Source organism: Mesorhizobium sp. M4B.F.Ca.ET.089.01.1.1 (genome assembly GCF_004022605.1).
GTDB lineage: Bacteria > Pseudomonadota > Alphaproteobacteria > Rhizobiales > Rhizobiaceae > Mesorhizobium > Mesorhizobium abyssinicae.
Map to the genome: position 1 here is coordinate 1 of NZ_RZOS01001446.1, position 436 is coordinate 436.

1 protein-coding gene is annotated in these 436 nt (G+C 61.2%); it reads left to right on the top strand.

Annotated elements, in window-relative coordinates:
* Positions 1 to 380: recombinase family protein (locus EN780_RS37855; protein ID WP_133373033.1), on the top strand; the 380-nt coding region annotated here is incomplete at its 5' end.
* Positions 381 to 436: the final 56 nt, after the last annotated feature.

Consider the following 436-nt stretch of genomic DNA (forward strand, 5'->3'; position numbering starts at 1 on the left):
ACACACTCGTCGTCACCCGTATCGACCGGCTGGCTCGCTCCCTGCGCGACCTTCAGGTGATCGTGGACCGCCTGAAAGCCAAGGGCGCGCATCTATTAGCAACCGAACAGCCCGTCGACACGTCGACTGCCGCCGGCAAGGCCTTCTTCGATATGCTCGGCGTTTTCGCTGAGTTCGAGACCAATCTGCGGCGCGAGCGCCAAGCCGAAGGAATTGCCGTCGCGAAGATACGCGGCATTTACAAAGGACGGCCGCCAAAGATCGACCGTGCCGAAATCAGGCGCCGCCTGCAACAAGGTCACGGCCCAACACGAATTGCGCGCGATCTCGGCATCTCACGCGGTACTGTCTACCAAGTGCGGAAAGGCGAACCGGAATGAGCAAAGGCAAGCGCATGACCCGGCTGACGCCAGCAACCTGCGAAGAAATCCAGGCC